Here is a 398-nt window from a genome sequence, read left to right as displayed (position 1 = left end):
GTAATCCAGTTCACCGGCGGTGTCGGGGTCGTCTGCCACCAATTGGCCGACCTCCGCACCGACATCATTTGCCAGGACGGCGCCGCCGGTGAGGAAGCGCAGCCCCTCGGGCGGCGTGTCGTCAAGATCGATAAGGCTGACAGTATACTGAGCAGCCAGCGCCACCCAGCCATCTGCAGTGCGGACAGAGACGCTGAACACGAAGGCAGCGCCCACCCCCAGTGCCTCCGCGTCGAACACCGCGGCAGGCACGATGGTCACGCGGCCGGAAACAGGATCGAAACTGGTGCTGAAGCGCCCTGCATCCGGTCCGGTGAGGCGAACATCGAGCGCGCCGCCGGTAACGGTGAGTACCGCCACCCAATCGCCGGACCGCGCATTCTCAAACAACGTGGCCG

1 protein-coding gene is annotated in these 398 nt (G+C 65.6%); it reads right to left on the bottom strand.

Going from position 1 to position 398, the window contains the following annotated elements; translation table 11 throughout:
* A partial coding sequence (locus ACLD7X_RS19465) for a hypothetical protein (RefSeq protein WP_411425325.1) occupies positions 1-360 on the bottom strand: 360 nt, incomplete at its 3' end.
* Positions 361-398: the final 38 nt, after the last annotated feature.

The organism is Aphanothece microscopica RSMan92 (assembly GCF_046613545.2).
Lineage (GTDB): Bacteria > Cyanobacteriota > Cyanobacteriia > PCC-6307 > Cyanobiaceae > NIES-981.
The sequence above is the reverse complement of the archived record's forward strand: the minus strand, read 5'-3'. Positions and strand labels throughout refer to the sequence as shown.